The organism is Actinomadura verrucosospora (genome assembly GCF_039540335.1).
Lineage (GTDB): Bacteria > Actinomycetota > Actinomycetes > Streptosporangiales > Streptosporangiaceae > Spirillospora > Spirillospora verrucosospora.
Genome location: NZ_BAABEV010000002.1, coordinates 80,501 through 101,124 on the forward strand (window position 1 = coordinate 80,501; position 20,624 = coordinate 101,124).

Sequence of the window (20,624 nt, forward strand, 5' to 3'; positions counted from 1 at the left end):
GGGCTCAGGCGCGCCGCGGGGTGACGAGGCCCGACTCGTAGGCGAACACGACGAGCTGGGCGCGGTCCCTGACGCGCAGCTTGGCCAGCACCCTGCTGACGTGCGTCTTCGCGGTGGCCGGACTGATCACCATGTGGGCGGCGATCTCGTCGTTGGACAGGCCCCGGGCCACCAGGACGGCGACTTCGCGCTCCCTCCTGGTGAGCATGCCGAGCCCCTCGGGGGCGGGCTCCGGGCGGCGCGCGACGTACTCGCCGATGAGACGGCGGGTGATCGCGGGCGACAGCAGCGCGTCGCCGCGGGCCGCGACCCGGACGCCCTGCACCAGGTCCTCGGGCTCGGTGTCCTTGACCATGAAACCGCAGGCCCCGGCGCGCAGCGCGTTGAAGACGTACTCGTCGAGGCCGTAGTTGGTGAGGATCACGACATGGACGCCGCTCAGCCGGGGGTCGGCGACGATCAGCCGGGTCGCCTCGATGCCGTCCATCACCGGCATCTGGATGTCGACGAGGGCGACGTCGGGCCGGTGCTCGGCGGCGAGCGCGAACCCCGCTCGCCGTCGGCGGCCTCGGCCACCACCTCGATGTCGTCCTCGATCTCCAGCAGGGCCCGGAAGCCGCCGCGGATGAGCGCCTGGTCGTCCACGAGCAGCACGCGGATCACGAGGGATCTCCCAGGGGAAGCTCGGCGCGCACGGTGAAGCCGCCCTCGGGGCGGGGCCCGGCCCGCAGCCGCCCGCCGAGCGCCGCGACGCGCTCGCGCATGCCGAGCAGGCCCGTGCCGGGCACGGGCGGCGCGTCCGGGTCGGCCTCGCCGTCGTCGTCGACCTGCACGACCAGTTCCCCGCTCGCGTAGTCGACGCGCACCGCGGCGGCGGCGCCGCCCGCGTGCCTGGAGACGTTCGTGAGCGCCTCCTGGACGATCCGGTAGGCCGCCCGGTCCACTTCGGCGGGCAGGTCGCGCCGCGTGCCGGAGATCGTCACCGTGGCCGGCAGCCCGATGGAGCGGGCCCGCTCCACCAGGTCGTCGAGCCGGTCGAGGCCGCTGGCGAGGGACTCGCCGTCGGAGCGGTCGGCGTCGCGCAGCACCTCCAGCGTGGCGCGCAGCTCGCGCATGGCGTCGCCGCTGGCCTCCTGGATGGCCAGCAGCGCGGGCGGCACGTCCTCGCCGCGCCTGCGCGCCAGGTGGACGGCCACCCCCGCCTGGACCTTGATGATCGAGATGCTGTGCGTGAGGGAGTCGTGTAGCTCCCTGGCGATGCGCAGGCGCTCCTCGCCGGCGCGGCGCCGGGCGGCCTCCTCGCGGGTGCGCTCGGCCTCGACGGCCCGCCGCTCGGCCTCCTCCAGGTAGGCCTGCCGGTGCCGGGTCACCGTCGCGGTCACCCCGGCCGCCGCGAACCACCCGACCAGCAGCGAGAGGCTCTGGAGATCGCGCAGGGACCCGTCGGCGCTGGGCAGCCGCACCATCAGGCCGAGGCCGAGGAAGGCCGTGCCCACCAGCGCCGTCGCGACCCGGTGGCCCGCCCGGAAAGCGGCGAACACCGCCACGATGACGGGAAAGGCGGCCGCCGGGCCCGGCCGGACGTGGGCGGCGAGCGCGAGCATGCAGACCGCGCTGACGACGAGTGCCGCCAGGGGCGCCCGCCGCCAGGCGACGAGCGCGAGCGAGCCCGCCAGGGCCGCGGCCAGGTCGAGCGCCCCCGCGTGCGGGGTGATGGCCACGACGACCGACAGGAAGAGGGCCATCGCCACGGCGAGCAGGCCGTCCTGGACGAGCGGCCGCCACCCGTTCATGGAGCTCATCCGTGCAGATTAAGACCGTTTCCCTCCAGATTCCTCGGCGGAACGGCGGAGAAATCACTACATCTCGCGGTGTAGTGGCACTGAACGTACGCTCCGGGCGTCAGTGGAAAAGGCCATCTCCCGCTCGATGTGCGCTGACCTGCTCGAACACCACGATGTCAGGCATGCACACGATCGAAGACAGAAGCGGGATCCGCCCCGGGCTCACGCTGGCCGCGGTGGCCGTCGTGCAGTTCATGGTGTCGCTGGACCTGTCGGTGGTGAACGTCGGGCTCCCGCGGATCGCCGCCGGCCTCGGGTTCGGCGCGGTCGGGGTGACCTGGGTCATCCACGCCTACGCCCTCTCCTTCGGCGGGCTGCTCCTGCTCGGAGGCAAGGCCGCCGACCGGTACGGCCGCAAACCCGTCCTCCTGCTCGGGCTCGTCCTGTTCGGCCTGGCGTCCCTCGCCGGCGGCCTGGCCCAGGCGCCGGGCCATCTCGTGGCCGCCCGCGCCGCCCAGGGCGTCGGCGCGGCGGCGCTGGCACCGGCCGCGCTGGCGCTGCTGACCGCGACGTTCCCCTCGGGCCGGGAGCGGGTCCGGGCCTTCGGGATCTGGAGCGCGACGAACGCCGCCGGGGGCGCGCTCGGCGTCCTGATCGGCGGCGTGCTCACCGAGTACGCCGGCTGGCGGTGGGTGATGCTGGTGAACGTGCCGATGGCCGCCGGTGCGCTGGCGCTGGCCTGGCGCGGGGTCGCCGCCGGTCCGCCCCCGGACCGCAGGGGCCGTCCGGACGTCCTCGGCGCCGTCCTGGCCACCGCGGGGATGAGCCTGCTGGTGTTCGGGATCGTGCGCACGGACCGGCACGGGTGGACCTCGCCCGTCACCCTGACGACCTTGGCCGTCGCCGCCGCGCTGCTGGCCGCGTTCCTCCGCCAGGAGAGGACCACCGCACGCGACCCGCTGATCAGGCTGGGGCTGTTCTCCAACCGCTCGGTGGCCGGGGCCAACGCCTTCAACCTCCTGGTGGGCGCCGCGATGGCCTCGTCCTTCTACTTCATGTCGCTCTACCTGCAGCGGGTGCTCGGGCACGGAGCGGCGCTCACCGGGACCATGTTCCTGCCGTTCGCGCTGGCAGTGGCCGCGGGGTCGGTCCTGGCCGTCAAGCTCGGCTACCGGTCGGCCCCACGGACCCTGCTGGTCGCCGGCGGGCTGCTGACGGCGGCGGGGTTCGCCTGGTTCGGCATGATCAGTGCGGACGGCGCCTTCGCCGCCGACGTGCTGGGGCCCTCGATCGTCGCCGGGGTGGGCTTCGGGCTCTGCCTGGCGCCGCTCGTGTCCGTCGCCACCGGGGGCGTCGCGGCCCGGGAGACCGGCACCGCCTCGGCGCTGCTCAACAGCTCGCGCCAGATCGGCGCCTCCCTCGGCCTGGCCGCCCTCGGCACCGCCGCGCAGCACCGCACCGGCGGCGCCTCCACGCCCGCGGCCCTCAACGACGGGTACGCGCTCGGCCTCGCCCTCGGCGCCGCACTCCTGATGGCCGCCGCCCTCATCGCCCTCACCGTGCTGCGCCGCACCGCCCCGCCCGCAATGGCCGAGCGGCTCGACGACCGCGACCTGCTGACCGTCCAGGACTGAAAGGACGTCCCGTCATGACCGTTACTCCGATCGACCTCTCCACCTGCTTCCTCCACCTCGACCGCGGCGGCGGGATCTCGGCCGCGCCGCGCGCCTGGAGCCCCGAGCGGGACGGGTGGCGGGTGACGGTCTTCCACGCGAAGACCGACGCCGACGTCCACGCCGACCGGTGGGAGGTCCACCCCGAGGCCGAGGAGGTCGTGTCCTGCCTCATCGGGAAGATCCGCCTCTGCCTCCGCCCGGAGGAGCCGGGGCCGCGGGAGGAGGTGATCAGGCTGACGGCCGGGAGCGCCGCCATCGTCCCGCGCGGCCGCTGGCACCGCATCGAGCTGGACACGCCGAGCAGCATCATGACCGTCACCCTGCCGCGCGGCAGCCGGAGGGAAGCGCGGACCGTCAGCCCGCCTCGTGGCCCGGATCCATGTCGGGCAGGGCCTGGAAGGTGAGCGGGTCGGCCTCGGCCTCGATCGTCACGTCGATCGGGGCCAGGAGGAACCCGGCGTGGTCCCCGAGCTCGGTGCGCTCCACGATCCGGCCGACCATGCGGCGGGGGACGCCGGTGAGCAGGGGCACGCCCTCGGGGCCCGGCCGCCAGGAGCAGCGGGCGAACTTGTCGATCTCGTCGCCGGTCCGCTCTCCGAACAGGGCCGCCAGTTCCCGCTGGTCCTCACCGCGTCCGAGGACGTGCACGGCCAGCACCGACGCCCTCTCGGCCGCGCGGTAGGTCCGGTTGCGGCGGGACAGGCACACCAGGAACCTGAACGGCTCGATGCTGGTCTGCGTCGTGAACCCGACCAGGCAGCCCGCCCGCGTCCCCGCGCCGGGATCGGCGGCCGTCACCACGAACATCGGGTAGTCGAATCCGGCGACGAACCTATCGCTGTCCACCGCGCCAGCCTACGGTGATGATCCGGTCCACGGCGGAAGGAAGCATCACGATGGGCACGTACGTCGTCGTCGGGGCGGGCCTCGTCGGTGCCGCGAGCGCCTGGCAGCTGGCCCGGCGAGGGCATGAGGTGACGGTGCTGGAGGGCCGCACGCCGGCCAATGCCGAGGGCAGCTCGCACGGGTCCGCGCGGATCCTCCGGTACGGCTACGCCGACCCGTTCTACGCCCAGATGGTCGTCGACGCACGGCGCGAATGGCAGGAGCTGGAGCGTTCGTCCGGGGAGCGGCTCGTCACCCGCACGGGTTCCCTGGACGCCGGGGCGGGCCGTGACCCGGCGGCGCTCGCCGCGGTGCTCGCGAGGGTCGGCGTCGAGCACGAGCTGCTGACCGCCGCCGAGGCGGCCGCGCGCTGGCCGCAGTTCCGCTTCGGCGGCGGCGAGGTGCTGTGGCACCCGGACGCCGGGGTGGTCGACGCGGAGGCCGCGGTGGCGGCCATGCTGCGGCTGGCGGAGGCCGAGGGCGCCCGGGTCGAGACCGGCCGCCCGGTGGCGGCCGTCGAGCGGGTGGGCACCCGGCACCGGGTGGTGGGCGTGGACGGGCGGGCGGAGGAGGCCGAGAAGGTCGTCGTCGCCGTGGGCGGCTGGCTGCCCGACCTGCTCGGCGGCCTCGGGTTGCCGGACTCGCTCCTGGCGGCGTTCCCGCCGCTCCAGGTGATGCAGGAGAACGCCTACCACTTCCCCTACCGGGACGATCCGGGGGAGCCGTGGCCGACGTTCATCCACAAGGAGTCGGACACGCTGGTCTACGGCCTGCCCGGCGGCCGCGACGCCGCCCTCCCGGACGGCCGGAGCGGCCAGAAGGTGGCCGAGTTCAACGGCGGACGGCCGATCAGGAGCGCGGCCGCCCAGACCGGTGCGGTCGACCCGGCCAACCGCGAGCGGATCGTCGCCTACGTCCGGCAGGCTCTGCCCGGGGTCGTCCCCGAGCCCTATGCGGAGACGACCTGCCTGTTCACCAACACCCCCACCGAGGACTTCGTGGTCGACGGCGCCGGCGGGATCACGGTCGCCTCGCCGTGCTCCGGGCACGGCGCCAAGTTCGCGCCTCTGCTCGGCCGGATCATCGCCGAAGCGGCGTCGGACGAGCGCCCGGCCCCCGACCGGTTCCGGGTGGGCGCCGGCCGCGCGGCCCCGCCCGCGCGCTGATCCGCGGCTTCGACCCCGGCACGCGCGAAGATCGCTTAGCCTGCCGGGGTGACGAACACGCCTGGGGAACTCGCGCTGCCCGCCGCTCTCGCCGAGGTGGCCGCGATCGGCTTCGAATGGGAATGGGACGACGAGACCGACGAGGCGAGCGGCTGCGACTTCGAGATGTACGACGGCTTCGAGGACCCGGCGAAGACGGCGTGGTGGTTCCGCCTCTGGACCGGCAACCCGGAGGCGGACGGCGGGGTGTTCCGCTTCTTCGGCTCGACCGGGGCGGGCGACTACGCCGGTTTCTGGCTGGTGCGGCCCGGCGTGCCGGTCACCGGCCAGCCCGTGGTCTACATCGGTTCCGAGGGCGACCGCGGCGTGATCGCGCGCGATCTCGGCGACCTGCTGTGGCTGTTCGCCGCCGGCCTCGGGCCCGGGGAGGCGTTCGAGGACCCCGAGTCCCCCGAGGAGCCGAACGACGCCTTCCGCGCGATCGCCGAGCGCCACGCCCCCGGCCGCCGTTCGCCCGCCGAGATCGTGGCCGCCGCGCGGGCGGAGTTCCCGCACTTCCCGGACCTCATCGCCTCGATGTGCCGCTGAGCCCGTAGGCGCCGGGCGCCCCCGGACCTTGGTCCCTGAGGGGTGCGGACGTTCCTCCCTACGCCGCCGCGGCGCGGAAGCCGACCGTGGTCCTAGGACATGCCCGGTGGCACCGGGTCGCCGGACGCTCGGCTGAGGGAGGACGAGATGGACGGCCGGGACATGCCGGTCCACGTGGAGGGACGGCTGGAGGAGCCGCTGTCGCGGTGGCTGTGGCTGGTGAAGTGGCTGCTGCTGATCCCGCACTACATCGTGCTGTTCTTCCTGGGGATCGCGTTCACCGTGCTCACCGTGGTCGCGTTCTTCGCGATCCTGATCACCGGCCGCTACCCGCGGTCGATCTTCGAGTTCGACGTCGGGGTGCTGCGCTGGGCGTGGCGGGTGGCGTTCTACGGGTACGGCGCCCTGGGCACCGACCGGTACCCGCCGTTCACGCTCGGCGACGTCCCGGACTACCCGGCCCGGCTGCGCATCGACTACCCCGGGCCTCTGTCGCGGGGGCTGGTGCTGGTGAAGTGGTGGCTGCTGGCGATCCCGCACTACCTGGTGGTCTCGCTGTTCACCGGCGGCGGCATGGGCGGGGAGAACTGGAACTCGCCGGGCGTGGTCGGCCTGCTGGTGCTCGTCGCCGCGGTCGCGCTGCTGTTCACCGGGAGCTACCTGCGGAGCGTCTTCCCGTTCGTGATGGGGATGGACCGGTGGGTCCTGCGGGTGGCCGGCTACGCCTTCCTGATGACCGACCGCTACCCGCCGTTCCGGCTGGACATGGGCGAGACCGAGCCCGGTGACGCGCCGGGCCTCGCGACGCCTGCGGCGCCGGACGCGCCGGACGCGCCGGACGCGCCGGGACGTTAGGCCCCCGCCACGGGACGTTAGGCCCTGCCGCCGGCAGCGCCCCGAGATCGACTCTGGTAGCGAACCTGAGGACGATGAGGGAGGCTCGCCATGCGGGCGCTGGTGTACCACGGGCCCGGCCGGAAGTCCTGGGAGGACGTGCCCAAGCCCGAGATCGTCGCGGACGGCGACGCGGTGGTGCGGGTGGACGCGGTGACCATCTGCGGCACGGACCTGCACATCCTCAAGGGAGACGTCCCGGCGGTGACCGACGGGCGGATCCTCGGGCACGAGGCGGTCGGCACGGTCGAGGCCGTCGGTCCCGGCGTGCGAACGGTCAAGCCGGGCGACCAGGTGCTGGTGTCGTGCATCACCGCGTGCGGCACGTGCCGGTTCTGCCGCGAGGCCCGCTACGGGCAGTGCCTGGGCGGGGGCGGCTGGATCCTCGGGCACAGGATCGACGGGACGCAGGCCGAGTACGTCCGGGTGCCGTTCGCCGACACCTCGGTGCACCCGCTGCCGCAGGGCGTGCCCGCCCAGGACGTGCTGATGCTGGCCGACATCCTGCCGACCGGCTACGAGGTCGGCGTGCTCAACGGCGCCGTCCGCCCCGGCGACGTCGTGGCGGTGGTGGGCGCCGGGCCGATCGGGCTTGCGGCGATCATGGGGGCGCGGCTGTTCAGCCCGAGCCACGTCGTCGCGATCGACCTGGCCGACAGCCGGCTGGAGGCGGCCAAGCAGTTCGGCGCCGACGCCACGGTGAACAACTCCCGGCAGGACGCCCTGGCGGCGGTCCGCGAGATGACCGGCGGCCTCGGCGCCGACGTGGCCATCGAGGCCGTCGGCGTCCCCGAGGCCTTCGAGCTCACCGTCGCGCTGGCCCGCCCCGGCGGGCACGTCGCCAACATCGGCGTGCACGGCGCTCCGGCCGCGCTGCACCTCGAAGAGCAGTGGATCCGGGACATCACCATCACCACCGGACTGGTGGACACCTTCTCCACGCCCACCCTGCTCCGGCTCGTCGCCGGCCGCCAGCTGGACGCCGGACGGTTCGTCACCCACCACTTCGCGCTGGACGAGTTCCCGAAGGCCTACGACGTCTTCTCCGACCCCGCTCACACCGGCGCCCTCAAGGTCGTCCTGACCCGCTGAACCCCGTGCGGCCGTCCGCGACCGCCGCGCCGTGCGGGCGAGCGGCGAGACGACCCGGAAAGGAGAGGCCATGCGGACCCAGATCATCGTGGGCGTCGACGGCTCCGCCCACGCCTGGCGGGCCCTCGACTGGGCCGCCGACTACGCCGTCCGGCACCGCCGGCCGCTGGAGCTGGTGCACGCGTCCCGCGCGCTGGTGGACGACGGGGTGATCCCCAGGGACGCGCTGAGCCGGCTGGTCGCCGAGCGGGAGGACCTGCTCGCCGAAGCGCGCCAGTACGCGCTGAAGGTGCATCCCGACCTCGACGTCGCGACGCGGCTGGAACGGACGGACCCGGGCGGCGCGCTGGTGGAGGGCAGCGAGCACGCGGCGCTCGTGGCCGTCGGATCGCGCGGTCTGGGCGGGTTCGAGGGCCTGCTGTTCGGGTCGGTCGGGCTGTACACCGCCGCGCACGCCCGGTGCCCCGTCCTCGTGGTGCCGCATGAGACGCCCTACCCCGCCGAGGCCCCGGCGCGGGTCGTGGTCGGGGTCGAGGACCGCCCCGGCGAGAGCGCCATGGCCGGCTGGGCCTTCGAGGAGGCCGCCTCGCGCGGCGCCGCGCTCCTGGCGCTGCACGCCGTGGGCGGCGAGTTCGGGTCCCCCCGCAGGCGCGTGATGGAGGACCTGGAGCTGTCGGAGGCCCTGGCCGGGCTGCGCGAGCACCATCCGGACGTCCGGGTCGAGCAGTTCGTCTCGGACCGCGCGGCGGCCCAGGCCCTCGTCGAGGCGTCGCGGTCGGCCGCCCTGGTGGTGGTCGGAGCCGCCCGCCGGACGGGCCGGATCGGCATGGCGCTGGGCCGGGTCAACCACGCGGTCCTGCACCACGCGCACTGCCCCGTGGTCGTGGTGCCCATCGACCGGTGACCGGCGCCGCCCGGCGGGACGTCCGCCGGGGAGAAGCGAGGAGGAGTTGACCATGTCCGATCCGATCATCGTCGGAGCCGACGGCTCCGTCCCCTCCGAACGGGCCGTGGCCTGGGCGGCCGACGAGGCCGCCCGGTACGGGCGCGCCCTGAGGATCCTGCACGCGGTGGAGCGGTGGGGGTTCGACGTGCCGCTCAACACCGCCCCCGGCGAGGTGGTCTCGCTGACGCGGCAGGGCGAGGAGGTGCTGGCCGCCGCCGAGCGCGTCGCGCACGCCCGGCGGCCGGAGGTGCCGGTGAGCCTGGAACTGGCGTCCGCGCGCACCGTCCGGGCACTGGCCGAGCACTCGGAGGAGGCGTTCGAGGTGGTGGTGGGCAGCCGCGGTCTCGGCGGGTTCGCGGGCCTGGTCCTCGGCTCGGTCGGGCTGGGCGCGGTCCGCCACTCCGCCTGCCCGGTCGTGGTGGTGCGCGGCGAACCGGCCGCCGAGCGCGGCGAGATCGCCGTGGGCGTCGGCCTCGGCGACGACTCCGCCGTGCTGGAGTACGCGTTCCGGGCCGCCGCCGTGCGGGAGGCGAGGCTGCGCGTCGTGCACGCCTGGCCGTTCCCCGCGGTCCTGGACGGGCACGGAGAGAACCTCGACCTCCGGCGCTTCGAGGAGCGGGCCCGGTGGCGCGTCATCGAGGCGCACGCGCCCCTGCGCAAGAGCTTCCCCGGGGTGGAGGTCGTGGAGGACCTCGTGCAGGACAACCCCGCCGCCGCGCTCGTCGCCGCGTCCCGCGACGTCGACCTGGTGATCGCCGGCTCGCATCCCCGCGAGGGCCTGACCGTGCCGCGCAGCCGCGCGGTGACGCACGGCCTCCTCCACCACGCGCACTGCCCGGTCGCCGTCGTCCCCATCGCGGGCGCCTCCGCTCCTTGAGCGCACATCGGACATGGACGCCGCATCGCGCAGGGCCCGGCACTTCGCCGGGCCCTACGCGATGAGCGGGCGGCACAAGCCGCCTCGGGCGCCGTCACGCCGCCGAGTCGTTCAGGCCGCGGTCTCGTGGGCGTCGACGGGGGAGACCCCGACGCGCTGACCGGTGATCTGCCGGCAGGAGACCAGGATGAAATCCGCCCCGGCTCCGGCCGTCCAGGGCCGGAGGGCCTCGCGGGCGCGCTCCCCGGGATCGCGGACGACCCGTGCCCGCCCGATGACGGTGACCGACCACCCGCTGCGGCAGGCGGCGTTCAGATCGTCCGCCTGGAAGGCCACGATCGCGCCCCGGGTCGCGGCCGGCAGCCGGGAACCGCGCGGCACCGCGATGACCACGTCCTCGCCGTCGACGACGAAACCGACCGGCGCCACGGCGGGCAGCGCCTGCTCGGTGAAGACGATCCGGCCGACGGTGGCGGTGCTCATGAGGCGCAGGCACTCCGCTCGCGTGAGGCCCGCCGCCTCGTCCGCGCTCCTCATGGCTTCCTCCCTCATGTCTCCATGCTCCGCTCCGCGCCCGGCGAGCGGGAGGGGCCAAGGTCACCTCGCCGGAAGCCGTCCGTCCCCTTCCGGCCGGGCCCTTCGAACGGCCCGGCTCAGCCGCCGGCCGGCGGCGGCCTGCCGGCCAGCAGGGGGCTCTCCCAGGACGCGCCCGGCTGGATCTCGATCTCCTCGGCGCCGTAGGAGATGCGGATGGGGGAGGCCGCGCCGGGGCGCAGCGCGACGCGGACGAGGTCCTGGCGGCAGGTCAGGTCGATGCCCCAGTTGCCGCGGTAGCGCAGCCCGAGGCGCAGCTCGCCGACCGCCGGGGGCAGGCGCGGCTCCAGCCGCAGCGCGCCGCCCCGGGTGCGGACGCCGGCGTGGCAGCGCTGGACGAGGTCGACGGTGCCGGCCATCGCGCCCAGGTGGACGCCCTCGGCGATGGTGCCGCGCTGGACGCCGGTGACGTCGGTGAACAGCGATTCGAGGAAGACGCCCCAGGCCTCGTCGCCGTCGGTGTGGGCGAGGATCCAGGCGTGGACGAGCGAGCTCAGCGTCGATCCGTCGCAGGTGCGGGGCAGGTAGTAGGCGATGGTCCTGGCGGCGAGCTCGGGCCCGTGCTCGTAGCCGAGGTTCCGCAGGACGGCGTCCAGCTCGCCCGGCGAGAGCACGTAGAAGAGCATGAGCACGTCGGCCTGCTTCGAGGCCTTGTAGCGGTTCGGCGAGTCGCCCTCGGCCTCCAGGATCCGGTCCAGCCTGCGGATGTCGCCGTAGCGTTCCCGGTAGCGGGCCCAGTCGAGCTCCTCCAGGCCGCCGTAGCCCTCGAACTGGCTGATCACCCCGGCGTGGAAGGGGACGTACATCTTGCGCGCCACGTCCTCGAAGCGGGTGATCTCCTCGCGGGTCAGCGCGAGCCGTTCGCGCAGCTCCCCGCGGCGGTCCTCGGGGAGGACGGCGAGCGCCTCCAGCGCCCGCTCCAGCAGCCAGGCGGCGAGGACGTTGGTGTAGGCGTTGTCGTCCAGGCCGGGCCGGTCCCGTCCCGGGTAGGCGTCGTGGTACTCGTCCGGGCCCATGACGCCGCGGATCCCGTACCGGTCGGTGGAGCGGTCGTAGACCGTCAGGTCGGCGAAGAACCGGGCGACCTCCAGCATGATCTCGGCGCCGTACTCGGCGAGGAACTCGGCGTCGCCGGTCGCCTCGTAGAAGCGCCAGACGTTGAGCGCGATGGTCAGGCCGACGTGGCGCTGCAGGTGCGTGTGGTCGGGCAGCCACCGGCCCGACCGCGGGTTGAGGTGGACGAGCTGGGTCTCCTCGCGGCCGTCGGCGGCGCTCTGCCACGGGTACATGGCGCCGCGGTGCCCGGCGGCGGCCGCGGCGCGCCGGGCGGCGGGCAGCCGCCGCCACCGGTACAGCAGCAGCGCGCGGGCGATCTCGGGGAACCGCATGGTCAGGAACGGGAGGATGAACACCTCGTCCCAGAAGACGTGGCCGCGGTAGGCCTCCCCGTGCAGGCCGCGGGCCGGGACCCCGACGTCCAGGTCGACGATGTGCTCCGACACGGTCTGCAGCAGATGGAAGATGTGCAGGTTGAGGACGCGCTGGACCTCGACGTGGTCGACGCTCAGCTGGCACCGCCGCCACAGCCGGTTCCACGCCAGGGTGTGCCGCTCCAGCAGGGCGTCGAAGCCGCCCGCCTCCGACGCGGCGCCCAGCGCGGCCTCCCCGGCCTCCTCGACGGCGCGGTCGCGGGAGGTGAACACCGCCGCCACCTTCTCGACCGTGACGTGCGCGCCCTGCGCGGCGTCGACGGTCAGGTCCTGGGTGGCCCACCCGTCCTCGGCGAGCCGGGAGGCCTCGGCGGGGACCGACACCCGGGTGCGGGCCGCGACCCCGATGCCGATCTTCGAGGAGACGGTCGAGGCGCGCAGCAGGAGCGGCCCCCGGTCGTCCCGCCGCGGCGGCTCCTCGCGGGTCAGGTGGGTTCCGGGCAGGTCGCGGTACCGCTCGACGCCGGCGTTGGAGACCCGGCCGTCCAGCGCGGACCGGATGCGCAGCGTGCCGCTCCAGTCCTCGGCGACGATCGTGGTCTCGAGCGCGGCCAGGTGCGGGTCGTCCATGGAGACGATCCGGCGCTGGGCCAGGCGGAACGTCCGCCCGGCCCGGTCGCGCACGCGGACGAGCCGGGTCAGGACGCCGCGCCGCAGGTCGAGTTCCTGCCGGTAGGACAGGAGCCGGTCCTCCTGGAGGGCGGCGTCCGGGTTGAACCACTCGCCGTCCTCGGCGCGGAAGGTCAGCGGCAGCCAGTTCGGCATGTTGACGAGGTCGGCGTTGTCGGCCCGCAGCCCGCCGATCTCGGTCGGGAGCCGGTCGTAGCAGCCGGCGACGTAGGTCCCGGGGTAGTGGACGCCGTCGGCCGCCGACTCGGGGGCGGCGCCCCGGGTGGCGACATAGCCGTTGCCGAGCGTGCACAGCGCCTCCCGCAGCCCTTCCGTCGCGGGATCGTAGCCGTCGTAGGCCAGGATCCACCGGCTCATGGCGTCTCCTCACACCGTCGTCGGGGCCCTCGGCCGGGCACTCCCGCCAACCACGCTGTCATCGGCCCCTCGGCTCCCGGCAGTACCGGACGACCCGGCGCGGCGGGACCTTCGGCCCGTGCCCCGTGGCCCGGACCGGCCGAGACTGAAGTCGGGACCTCTGTTCGAGGAGGGGTGGACGGATGGCGGCGCTGACGAGGGCTCAGAGGTCGAACGTCTTGTTCGGCTATGACGGGACCAAGGAGAACGACCCCGCGCTGCGCTGGGCGGTGGAGGAGGCGCGGCTGCGCGGGCTCGACCTGATGCTGTGCTACTGCTGGCACTGGCCGTACCCCAGCGGCCACGTGGACGCCGGCGTGCAGGCGGTGCTCCAGCGGGCGGGGGAGAACCTCCTGCGCAAGGGGGCGCGCCGGGCGCGCGACCTGGGCGCGCAGGGGAAGGTGCGCACGCTGCTGAGGCGGGAGCCCGCGTGCGACACGCTGGTCTACGAGTCCGACGACGCGGAGCTGATCGTGGTCGGCTCGCACGAGCGGCACCTGCTGCCCGCGGGCTCGACGGCGACGGAGCTCCCGGCGCGGACCCGCCGCCCCGTGGTGGCCGTCCGCGGCGCCGACGGCCACCGCGGTCTCATCGTGGCCGGAGTCGACGCGTCGGAGCACGCGGACGCGACGGTCGGCTTCGCCATCGAGGAGGCCGCGCTGCGCGAGTGCGACCTGCGCGTCGTGCACGGGGCGTGGGAGCCGGGCGCCGTGCCCGAGAGCGACCTGCCGCTGTTCGCCGACAAGGCCAGGCTGTTCCAGGCGCGGGCGGCGATGCTGGAGCGGCTCGTCCACCCCTGGCGGCGGCGGTACCCGAAGGTCCACGTGGACGTCTCGCTGCTGCTGGAGCGGCCCCGCGAGACGCTCCTGAACGCCGCCGACGGCGCCGACCTGCTCGTGGTGGGCGACCGCGGCACCGGAAGCCTCGATCCGCTGCTGCTGGGGGCGACCAGCTCGGCGATGCTGCACCACGCCCCCTGCTCGGTCGCGATCGTCCCGGCGCCCCGGTACACCGCCCAGAGAGTCGCCTGAGGGGAACGCCCCGCCGGCCGCTCGCGCCTCGCCGCGGGCGGCCGGCGCCGGTTCAGTCGGGGGCGATGTTGCTCCGGCCCGGGTGCGGGGCCCGCGTCTCGCGGGGGAGTACCGGCTCGATCCGGTACAGCGACGGCATGCCGCCGGTCCGCGCCGGGATCTCGCGGTGCACCCCGGCGAGGGCGCAGACCAGGTCCCGTGCGGTGACGAGGCCGGCCAGGGCGCCGTGCTCGTCCGTCACCGCCACGTAGTCGCGGTCCGACTCCAGCATGGCCAGGGCCGCTTCGGCGACGGCGGCCGACGGCCGCACCGTCGCGGGCGGCCGGGACGGCAGGAGGTCCGTGACGGGGCGGCGCGCCTCGCGGGGAACGGCGGCGTCCCAGGCCGAGGTGAGGGTCTGGGCGTCCAGGACGCCGAGGAAGCCGCCCTCGACGTCGGTGACGGGCAGGTGGTGGATCTCGGCCCGGCACATCAGCTCCCAGGCCATGATCACGGACTCGTCCGCGGCGATGGTGAGCAGGTCGCGGCTCATCAGCTCGGCGACGGCGCGCTGCTCCAGCGGTGGGCTCGGCGTCATGGCTCCTCCTCCGGGCCGAACGGATTGCCTCCGGCTCCAGACTCCTCCGGGACGCCTGCCGCCGGCAGGGGCGAACGTCCCCCGACCCGGCGCCGGAGGGCCGGATCGGCGCGCGACTGGACGTACTTCAGAATCTCGATCACCACGTAGGAGACGGCGGCGATGACGACGATCCGCGCCCAGGCGCCGGCGCCGAGCGGGGCGGAGTGGAACAGGCCGTTCATGAAGGGCGCGTAGGTGTAGAGCGCCTGGACGGCGACGAGGGCCAGGACGCTGGCGCCGACCCAGGGGTTGCGGCGGACGCCGTGCCACAGCAGCGGACGGTCCAGCGACAGGCAGTTGAAGAGGTAGGTGAGCAGTGTCAGCGCGAAGACGTTGACGACGATCGTCTGCGCGACCTCCGGCGTGGCGCCGTGGGCGCGTTCCCAGTGCTGGAGGCCGAACGCGCCGGTGAGCAGGATCGCCGAGACCACCAGGACGCGCAGCGTCATCGCGCGGGTGAGCAGCGGCAGCGACGGGTCGCGGGGCGGGCGGCGCATGATGTGCTCGTCCTTCGGCTCGACGGAGAACGGCAGGCCGAGCACGAGCACCGCGGTCATGTTCAGCCAGAGGACCTGCAGCGGCAGGACGGGCAGCGCCGTGCCCGCGACGATCGCGGCGACCAGCACGAGCCCGAGCCCGATGTTGGACGGCAGCGCCCAGACGATGAACTTGACCAGGTTGTCGAAGACGCCGCGTCCCTCCTCGACGGCCTTCTCGATCGAGGCGAAGTCGTCGCCGGTGAGGACCATGTCGGCCGACTCCTTGGCGGCGTCGGTGCCGGCGCGTCCCATGGCGACGCCGATGTCGGCCTGCTTGAGCGCGGGCGCGTCGTTGACCCCGTCCCCGGTCATCGCGATGACGTGCCCCCGGTCCTGCAGGATCTGGACGAGGCGGAGCTTCTGCTCGGGGGAGACGCGGGCGAAGACGGTGGTGGCCTGGACGCGTTCGGCGGAGACGCCCGAGGTCAGCTCGGCGCCCGTCATCACCTCGCCGTCCAGCCCGACGCGGGTTCCGACGGCGCGCGCGGTGGCGGCGTGGTCACCAGTGATCATCTTGACCTGGACGCCGGCGTCGTGGCAGGTCCGGACGGCCCGGGCGGCGTCCTCGCGGGGCGGGTCGAACATGGCCTGCAGGCCGAGGAAGGTCAGCGGGGGCGGTTCGTCCAGCGCGGAGCCGCGGGCGCGTCCCCGGGCGAAGGCCAGCACGCGCAGCGCCTGGCCGCCGTAGGCCTCGGCGCGCGCGGTGACCGCCGCTCGGTCGAGCGGGACGGGCGCGCCGTCCGGACCGGCGGCGTCCTCGCACAGCTCCAGGATCCGCTCGACGGGGCCCTTGACGTAGACGGCGCCGTCCTCGTGCAGGGTGGCCATGTAGCGGCGCTCGGCGGTGAACGGCAGGGTGGCGACGCGGTCCGGCACGCCGTCCACGCCGGCCTTGGCCGCGCTGGTCAGCAGGGCGCCTTCGGTCGGGTCCCCGGTGATGTGCCAGCCGTCCCGCCGGTGCAGTTGCGCGTCGTTGCAGGCGAGGCCGGCCAGCAGCGTCTCCCTGAGCGCCGGGTCGGCCGCGGCGTCGACGTCCCGGCCGTCCCGCCGGATCGTCCCGGTGGGCGCGTAGCCGGCGCCGGTGACGGTGTAGTCGCGCCCGCCGGCGGCGACGGCGGTGACGGTCATCTGGTTCTGGGTGAGGGTGCCGGTCTTGTCGGTGCAGATGACGGTGGTGCTGCCGAGCGTCTCGACGGCGGGCAGGTGCCGGACGATGGCGCCGCGGCCGACCATGCGCGAGACGCCGAGCGCGAGGGTGATCGTGACGACCGCGGGCAGCCCCTCGGGGATCGCGCCGACCGCGAGGGCGACCGCGGCGGTGAGCATCTCGGTCGCGCCGCGCCCGCGGAGCACGCCGATGAGGAAGGTCAGCGCGGCCAGCGCCAGGATCGCCACCGTCACGATCTGGCTGAAGTGTGTGATCTTGCGGGTGAGGGGCGTCCGGACCGCGCCGGTGCCCTCCACCAGCCGGTGGATGCCGCCGAGCTCGGTGTCCGCGCCGGTCGCCACCACCAGGCCCGCGGCGCTTCCGGACGTCGCCAGCGTGCCGGAGAAGGCCATGCCGGTGCGGTCGGCGAGGGCGGCCTCGTCTTGCGCCGCGGTGTCCTTGGCGACGGGCACCGACTCGCCGGTGAGCGCCGACTCGTCCACCGCGAACTCGTCGGAGCGCAGCAGCCGCAGGTCGGCCGGGACCTTGTCGCCGGCCTCCAGCCTGACCAGGTCGCCGCGCACGAGTTCGGCCGACGGCACGCGCCGGGCCGCGCCGTCGCGGACGACCAGCGCCGCCGTCCGGGCCATGGCGGCCAGGGCGCCCAGCGCCTTTTCCGCGCGCGACTCCTGGACGAAGCCGACGACGGCGTTGACGACCACCACCCCGAGGATCACCAGCGCGTCCACGTGCTCGCCGAGCAGCCCGGTCACCGCCGCCGACACCAGCAGCACGTAGATCAGCGGGCTGTTGAACTGCAGGAGGAACCGCACGACGGGGCCGCGCCCGCGCGCGGCGGGCAGCGTGTTGGGCCCGTCGCGCTCCAGCCGCCTCGCCGCCTCGCCGGAGGAGAGCCCGTCGGAGGCGTCGCCGCCGAACGCGCGCACGACCTCGTCGGCCGTCCTGCGGTAGGGCGCCGGAGCCGTCGTCATCGGGGCCCGCGGCCGCGGCCGCCGGGGTCGGCGACCGCGGGGTCGCAGCGTACGTCCATCGTCGCACCTCCTGCCGCCCCCAGCCTGGCCGCACGCCGCGGCCGGGGGCAGGGCCGAAGGTCCCGGCGTCGGCGGACCCACGCCTCTGACCGCTCCGCCGCCGGTGTTGTGAGTCTTGGAGATCTGGAGGTGGAAGACGATGGACGGAGCACATGTCCTGGTCGGGTTCGACGGTTCCCCCGCCGCCGGGCGCGCCCTGCGCTGGGCGGCGGCGGAGGCGTCCCTGCGCGGCGTGCCCCTGCGGGTCTGCCACGCCTGGAACTGGCCCTATCCCGCGGGGCCGGAGGGGGACGAGGCGCTGGAGATCGTCCGCGGCATGGGCGTCATCGCCCTGGAGGACGGGCTCCGGATCGCCCGGGAGACCGCGCCCGGCCTGGACGTGCGGCCGCTGCTGTCCCAGGGCACGCCGCCCGCCGCGCTGCTGGCGGCGTCGCGGGACGCCGAGCTGATCGTGGTCGGCGCCCGCGGGGCCGGCGGGTTCGACCGGCTGCCCCTCGGCTCCACCGCCGTCCACGTTCCCGCGCACGCCGACCGTCCCGTCGTCGTCGTGCCCGCCCACGACCCGGCGCGGGCCGGGAAGAGGATCGTCGTCGGGATCGACGGGTCGCCCGCGAGCCAGGCCGCGCTGCGGTTCGCGCTGTGCGAGGCCGGGCTGTGGCACGCGTCGGTGACGCTGGTGTGCGCGTGGTGGGACCCCGCCGCGCTCCCAGGCCCGGACCGGCTGCCGTCCAGCGATCCGCAGGGCCTCGAGGAGCAGGCCAAGGCGCGGTTCGCCGCGGCGGTCGCGCCCCTTCTGGCCGCACACCCCGGGGTCGCCGTCGAGCGGCGGTTCGTCCTGGAGCGGGCCGGGCGCGCCCTCGCCGACGAGGCCCGGGACGCGAGGCTGCTCGTGGTCGGCGACCGCGGCATCGGTTCGTCCCCGAAGACCCTGCTCGGCGCCGTCACGAGGTTCGTGCTGCACGAGGCGCCGGGTCCGGTCGCGGTCGTCCACGACCGCGACCCGCACACGAAGGAGCCGTCATGATCCGGGTACTGGTGGCGTACGCCTCCGAGCGCGGCGGAACCGCCGAGATCGCCGAATGGGCGGGCGCCGCGCTGCGCGAGTCGGGCGTGGAGGCCGACGTGCGCCCGGCGGGGGAGGTCGACGCCCTCGACGGGTACGACGCCGTCGTCGTCGGCGGCGCCCTGTACGTCGGGCGCTGGCACCGGGAGGCGCGCCGCTTCGTCCGGCACCACGCCGACGCGCTGGCGCACCGGCCGGTGTGGCTGTTCAGCAGCGGTCCGCTGGACGACAGCGCGCGGGAGCGCACGATCGACCCCGTCCCCGGCGTCGCCAAGTACGCCCGCCGGATCCGCGCCCGGGGCCACGCCACCTTCGGCGGGCGGCTGGCTCCCGACGCCCGGGGCTTCATGGCCGGCAAGCTCGCCCGGACGGCGTCGGGGGACTACCGGGATCGCGACCGCGTCGGCGACTGGGCCGCCGGCATCGCCCGCGACCTGCGGAGCGTGGCCGTATGAACAGGATCATCGTCGGGGACGACGGTTCGGAGCCGAGCCTGCTCGCGGTCGACTGGGCCGCCGACGAGGCCGCCCGCCGCGTCGCCTCGCTGCACGTCGTGTACGTGGTCACGCCGTGGCTGTTCGACGTCCCCGCCGATCCGGGCGCCGCCCGCGTCCGCGAGCAGCTGCTGGACGGCGGCCGGGACATCGTCGAGCTCGCCGTGGCCCGCGCCCGCGACCGCGTTCCGGGCCTGGAGGTGACCGGCGAGCAGACCGGCGGGCAGCCCGCCAAGGTCCTCGTCGAGCAGGCGCGCGACGCGCTGATGGTCGTGACCGGCTCGCGCGGGTCGGGGGGCCTTTCGGGGCTGCTGCTGGGCTCGGTGGCGATGCAGGTCGCCGCGCACGCGGCGTGCCCGGTGGTGGTCGCGCGGGACCCGGAGGCGGACCCGCGTGGAGACGTCGTGGTCGGGGTGGACGGTTCTCCGGCGGGCGCGGACGCCGTCGGGTTCGCCTTCGAGGAGGCGTCCCTGCGCGGGGTGCGGCTGCGCGCCCTGACCGCCTGGACGCACCCGGTCCCTTCGGGCCGGGGCGACACGCAGCCTCTCGTCTACGACCGCTCCCTGGTCGCCGCGGAGGAGGAGCGCGTCCTCGCCGAGTCGCTCGCCGGGTGGTGGGCCAGGTACCCCGACGTCAAGGTGGTGTCCGAGGCCGTCAACGGCCGGGCCGCGAAGGTCCTGGCGGACGCGTCCGCCAACGCGGGCCTGCTGGTCGTCGGCTCCCGCGGGCACGGGGGGTTCGCCGGGCTCCTGCTGGGATCGGTGGGCCACGCGATGCTGCTGCGCGCGCACTGCCCGGTCGCCATCGTCCGTAGGACGCGATGACAGCGTCCGTAGGACGCGATGACAGCGTCCGTAGGCGCGGGTGATCGGGGAAGCCTGGCCCGGCCGCCCCCCCAAGGCCCGGCCGGGCCAGGGCTCAGTCGCGCCCCTGCCTTGCCTGGGCGCCGTCGGCCTTGAGCTGCGCGGCGAGGGCGGCGGCCTGCGTGCGGCGGCTCATGCCGAGCTTGGCGAAGATGTTCGAGATGTAGTTCTTGACCGTCTTCTCGGCCAGGAAGAGGCGCTCGCCGATCTGCCGGTTGGTCAGGCCCTCGCCGATGAGCTCCAGGATGTGCCGCTCCTGCTCGGTCAGGCCCTTGAGCGGGTCGCTCTTCTCCTGGCGGGTGCGGAGCCGTTCGAGCATGCGGGCGGTGCTGCGGGGGTCGAGGAGCGACTGCCCGGTGGCGACGGTGCGGACGGCGCCGACGAGGTCGGAGCCGTGGATCTGCTTGAGGACGTAGCCGGACGCCCCGGCCATCACCGCCTCGAAGAGGGCGTCGTCGTCGTCGAAGGAGGTCAGCATCAGGCACGCCAGCTCCGGCAGCTGGGAGCGCAGCTCGCGGCAGACGCTCACGCCGTCCCCGTCGGGCAGGCGGACGTCCAGCACGGCCACGTCGGGCCGGACGGCCGGGATCCGCGCCAGCGCCTCGGCCGCGGTGCCGGCCTCGCCGATGACCTCGATGTCGTCCTCGGCGGACAGCAGCGCGGCGACTCCGCGGCGGACGACCTCGTGGTCGTCCATCAGAAAGACCCGGATCGTCCCCGCGTTCCCTGGCGTCTGGGCGGTCATGGCTCTCGTTTCCTCGGTCCGGTGGTGACGGAATGGACGCTACCCCGCCGCCG

19 protein-coding genes and 1 pseudogene are annotated in these 20,624 nt (G+C 74.8%); 12 read left to right on the top strand and 8 right to left on the bottom strand.

The annotated features are described in order from the left end of the window. Positions 1 to 4: 4 nt before the first annotated feature. Together ABD944_RS02745 and ABD944_RS02750 are read right to left on the bottom strand one after the other, a co-directional pair. Positions 5 to 663, bottom strand: a pseudogene (locus ABD944_RS02745) (response regulator). Next, on the bottom strand, positions 660 to 1,802 hold the full coding sequence (locus ABD944_RS02750) for a sensor histidine kinase (RefSeq protein ID WP_345171996.1): 1,143 nt from the start codon (positions 1,800 to 1,802) through the stop codon (positions 660 to 662). The pseudogene ABD944_RS02745 and the gene ABD944_RS02750 overlap by 4 nt, the downstream one beginning before the upstream one ends. A gap of 164 nt (positions 1,803 to 1,966) precedes the next feature. Between ABD944_RS02750 and ABD944_RS02755 the strand changes: the two genes are divergently transcribed. Beyond that, entirely contained in the window at positions 1,967 to 3,418 is a 1,452-nt protein-coding gene (locus ABD944_RS02755; protein WP_345171998.1) for an MFS transporter, read from the top strand. A gap of 14 nt (positions 3,419 to 3,432) precedes the next feature. Next, on the top strand, positions 3,433 to 3,864 hold the full coding sequence (locus ABD944_RS02760) for a cupin (RefSeq protein WP_345172000.1): 432 nt from the start codon (positions 3,433 to 3,435) through the stop codon (positions 3,862 to 3,864). On the opposite strand, the gene ABD944_RS02765 is transcribed toward ABD944_RS02760, so the two are convergent. Next, positions 3,815 to 4,306 carry a flavin reductase family protein gene (locus ABD944_RS02765; RefSeq protein ID WP_345172001.1) on the bottom strand — a complete coding sequence of 164 codons (492 nt, stop codon included), beginning with the start codon at positions 4,304 to 4,306 and terminating at the stop codon, positions 3,815 to 3,817. The two genes, ABD944_RS02760 and ABD944_RS02765, sit on opposite strands and share 50 nt — an antisense overlap. A 50-nt stretch (positions 4,307 to 4,356) precedes the next feature. On the opposite strand from ABD944_RS02765, the gene ABD944_RS02770 reads away from it, so the two are divergent. The 6 genes from ABD944_RS02770 to ABD944_RS02795 all read left to right on the top strand — a co-directional run bounded on the left by ABD944_RS02770 (position 4,357) and on the right by ABD944_RS02795 (position 9,908). Then, on the top strand, positions 4,357 to 5,511 hold the full coding sequence (locus tag ABD944_RS02770) for an FAD-dependent oxidoreductase (RefSeq protein WP_345172003.1): 1,155 nt from the start codon (positions 4,357 to 4,359) through the stop codon (positions 5,509 to 5,511). 48 nt (positions 5,512 to 5,559) lie between these two features. Then, positions 5,560 to 6,099 (top strand): SMI1/KNR4 family protein, encoded by a 540-nt coding sequence (locus ABD944_RS02775; protein WP_345172004.1) that lies wholly within the window; start codon positions 5,560 to 5,562, stop codon positions 6,097 to 6,099. 147 nt (positions 6,100 to 6,246) lie between these two features. After that, the gene (locus tag ABD944_RS02780) at positions 6,247 to 6,954 is read left to right on the top strand and encodes a DUF4389 domain-containing protein (protein WP_345172006.1); all 708 of its coding nucleotides are present in this window, start codon (positions 6,247 to 6,249) and stop codon (positions 6,952 to 6,954) included. A gap of 90 nt (positions 6,955 to 7,044) precedes the next feature. Beyond that, positions 7,045 to 8,085 (top strand): zinc-dependent alcohol dehydrogenase family protein, encoded by a 1,041-nt coding sequence (locus ABD944_RS02785; protein WP_345172008.1) that lies wholly within the window; start codon positions 7,045 to 7,047, stop codon positions 8,083 to 8,085. A 70-nt stretch (positions 8,086 to 8,155) separates the two neighbouring features. Continuing rightward, positions 8,156 to 8,989 (top strand): universal stress protein, encoded by an 834-nt coding sequence (locus ABD944_RS02790; RefSeq protein WP_345172010.1) that lies wholly within the window; start codon positions 8,156 to 8,158, stop codon positions 8,987 to 8,989. Positions 8,990 to 9,041: 52 nt separating this feature from the next. Continuing rightward, positions 9,042 to 9,908 (top strand): universal stress protein, encoded by an 867-nt coding sequence (locus ABD944_RS02795; RefSeq protein WP_345172012.1) that lies wholly within the window; start codon positions 9,042 to 9,044, stop codon positions 9,906 to 9,908. 111 nt (positions 9,909 to 10,019) lie between these two features. On the opposite strand, the gene ABD944_RS02800 is transcribed toward ABD944_RS02795, so the two are convergent. After that, positions 10,020 to 10,445, bottom strand: coding sequence for a pyridoxamine 5'-phosphate oxidase family protein (locus ABD944_RS02800; protein WP_345172014.1), 426 nt, complete (start codon positions 10,443 to 10,445; stop codon positions 10,020 to 10,022). Between the two features lie 116 nt (positions 10,446 to 10,561). Then, positions 10,562 to 12,979 (bottom strand): glycoside hydrolase family 65 protein, encoded by a 2,418-nt coding sequence (locus ABD944_RS02805; protein WP_345172016.1) that lies wholly within the window; start codon positions 12,977 to 12,979, stop codon positions 10,562 to 10,564. A gap of 182 nt (positions 12,980 to 13,161) precedes the next feature. Between ABD944_RS02805 and ABD944_RS02810 the strand changes: the two genes are divergently transcribed. Then, a complete protein-coding gene (locus ABD944_RS02810; protein ID WP_345172018.1) occupies positions 13,162 to 14,049 on the top strand; it encodes a universal stress protein in 888 nt (295 codons plus the stop codon). 52 nt (positions 14,050 to 14,101) lie between these two features. On the opposite strand, the gene ABD944_RS02815 is transcribed toward ABD944_RS02810, so the two are convergent. Next, complete coding sequence (locus tag ABD944_RS02815; protein WP_345172020.1) at positions 14,102 to 14,626, bottom strand: CBS domain-containing protein; 525 nt, start codon at positions 14,624 to 14,626, stop codon at positions 14,102 to 14,104. Further along, complete coding sequence (locus ABD944_RS02820) at positions 14,623 to 17,346, bottom strand: cation-translocating P-type ATPase (RefSeq protein ID WP_345172022.1); 2,724 nt, start codon at positions 17,344 to 17,346, stop codon at positions 14,623 to 14,625. Before ABD944_RS02820 ends, ABD944_RS02815 begins: the two co-directional genes overlap by 4 nt. Positions 17,347 to 17,545: 199 nt before the next feature. Between ABD944_RS02820 and ABD944_RS02825 the strand changes: the two genes are divergently transcribed. The 3 genes from ABD944_RS02825 to ABD944_RS02835 are packed head-to-tail and all read left to right on the top strand — an operon-like array spanning position 17,546 to position 19,787. Beyond that, positions 17,546 to 18,430 carry a universal stress protein gene (locus ABD944_RS02825; protein WP_345172024.1) on the top strand — a complete coding sequence of 295 codons (885 nt, stop codon included), beginning with the start codon at positions 17,546 to 17,548 and terminating at the stop codon, positions 18,428 to 18,430. Next, complete coding sequence (locus ABD944_RS02830; protein WP_345172026.1) at positions 18,427 to 18,924, top strand: flavodoxin domain-containing protein; 498 nt, start codon at positions 18,427 to 18,429, stop codon at positions 18,922 to 18,924. The genes ABD944_RS02825 and ABD944_RS02830 overlap by 4 nt, the downstream gene beginning before the upstream one ends. Beyond that, the gene (locus ABD944_RS02835) at positions 18,921 to 19,787 is read left to right on the top strand and encodes a universal stress protein (protein WP_345172028.1); all 867 of its coding nucleotides are present in this window, start codon (positions 18,921 to 18,923) and stop codon (positions 19,785 to 19,787) included. The genes ABD944_RS02830 and ABD944_RS02835 overlap by 4 nt, the downstream gene beginning before the upstream one ends. 94 nt (positions 19,788 to 19,881) lie before the next feature. On the opposite strand, the gene ABD944_RS02840 is transcribed toward ABD944_RS02835, so the two are convergent. After that, positions 19,882 to 20,571 carry a response regulator transcription factor gene (locus ABD944_RS02840; protein ID WP_345172030.1) on the bottom strand — a complete coding sequence of 230 codons (690 nt, stop codon included), beginning with the start codon at positions 20,569 to 20,571 and terminating at the stop codon, positions 19,882 to 19,884. Positions 20,572 to 20,624: the final 53 nt, after the last annotated feature.